This window comes from Candidatus Symbiopectobacterium sp. NZEC135 (assembly GCF_025962695.1).
On record NZ_JAGFPF010001548.1, the window covers coordinates 1 to 512 of the forward strand.

The window sequence follows — 512 nt, forward strand, 5'->3', positions numbered from 1 at the left end:
GAAGCTTTGATACAGCACGCTGCCGTCTTCCGCAATCACCGAACGCAGCGCCGACAACGACGCGCGATTACCGCCGCTGGCGATGGTTTGATACTCCTGCGCCACTTCCATCGGCGTCAGGCTGATGGCCCCCAGCAGCATGGCGGGCACCGGTTGGATCACTTCTTTCGGGATCCCGAGGCGTTGGAGCGTGATGCTGATCTGATCCAGACCGACCTTCATCCCCAGATTGACCGTCGGCACGTTAAGCGAGTTGGCTAATGCATCCACCGTCGAAAGAAGGGACGATAGTAGTTGTTCGGCTGCCACACCTGCCCGTTCGGTTGCTTGAGCGAGAGCGGCTCATCCGCTAACCAGGTGTTGAGACGGAAGGTGTCGGGCTGACTCAACGCGGTCAGGTAAGTCGGGGGTTTTGCCAGTGAACCCACAGGACGACGCGCCTGCATCGCACGGTTAAAACCGGCGTATTGGGTTTGAGCACCGCCCACCATGGCGCGAATTTCACCGCTGAA

The 512-nt window shown here is 59.6% G+C and carries 1 pseudogene; it reads right to left on the minus strand.

Annotated features, from left to right (window positions below):
* Positions 1-512 (minus strand): annotated as a pseudogene (locus J5224_RS35300) (penicillin-binding transpeptidase domain-containing protein); the annotation flags it as partial.